The 371-nt window shown below is 55.3% G+C and carries 1 protein-coding gene; it reads left to right on the top strand.

Features of this window, described 5'->3' with window-relative positions:
* Positions 1–157 precede the first annotated feature (157 nt).
* On the top strand, positions 158–371 hold a 214-nt coding region (locus tag KVS69_RS18965), incomplete at its 3' end, for a hypothetical protein (RefSeq protein WP_217539517.1).

The following is a 371-nucleotide window of genomic DNA, read 5'->3' as shown; positions in this document are numbered from 1 at the left end:
ACATGGCCGTGTACGAGGTGCACAGCGGGCCGCCAGGTGCGAGCTACCGGTGTAAGTGGTTTGCCGGAAAGAAGCTTGAAGTGGGCTTCTTTGCCGAAGAAATGCTTGATCCGGTCCCAGAGGATGAGAAGAGAGGATTGATGAGGCCACGGAGTGGATGCAAGCAGCTCTAAAAGCTGAGGGCTGTCTGTACCAAGTCGACGTAGTGGATCACTTAGTTAAAGCAGGTAGCGACGAGTTCCTTCGGGAAAACGCCGACGGGAATGTTGTCCTTTCCACCTCACTGCTCACCGCCTTTCGAAAGCTCAACGCGAATTCAGTGGTGTGGGTGAAGCCTGGACGGTATTGGCGCCTGCGAGTTCCAGAGGATG

The sequence above is a fragment of the Stenotrophomonas sp. GbtcB23 genome (assembly GCF_019091045.1).
Classification (GTDB): Bacteria; Pseudomonadota; Gammaproteobacteria; order Xanthomonadales; family Xanthomonadaceae; genus Stenotrophomonas; species Stenotrophomonas rhizophila_A.
The sequence above is the reverse complement of the archived record's forward strand: the minus strand, read 5'-3'. Positions and strand labels throughout refer to the sequence as shown.